The sequence below is a fragment of the Corallococcus exercitus genome, from assembly GCF_003611585.1.
Lineage (GTDB): Bacteria > Myxococcota > Myxococcia > Myxococcales > Myxococcaceae > Corallococcus > Corallococcus exercitus.
Map to the genome: position 1 here is coordinate 1 of NZ_RAVW01000941.1, position 391 is coordinate 391.

The window sequence follows — 391 nt, forward strand, 5'->3', positions numbered from 1 at the left end:
CCTTATCGTCGGCAGCGTCAGATGTGTATAAGAGCCAGGCCGCGCCCCCAGCCAAGAGCCGTCCCCCGCGTCGGCCCGGGCGCTCGCGCGCACCGCCCCGTCCGGCCCCAGCAGCACCGCGTGGTGCACCGTGCGTCCGCCGGCCTCCTCCGCGAGCAGCAGCCACACCGTGTCCCCGTCGAACACGGCCTCCGCGTCCAGCAACTGTCCCGACGGCCACGGCAGCGAGAGCCCATCCCGCAGGCCCTTGCGCTCCACGTCGAACAGGAAAGCCCCCCTCAGCCCCGCCGCGCGGTGGAACCCCAGGCCGAAGCGGGGCCCCACGAACAGCCGCGTCTGGCCTTGCAGCACGTCGCCCCACCGCTCGGGGCCGTACGTGCCGTCCCGCCAC

The 391-nt window shown here is 74.4% G+C and carries 1 pseudogene; it reads right to left on the reverse strand.

Annotated elements, in window-relative coordinates:
• Nucleotides 1-391 (reverse strand): annotated as a pseudogene (locus D7W79_RS46685) (hypothetical protein); the annotation flags it as partial.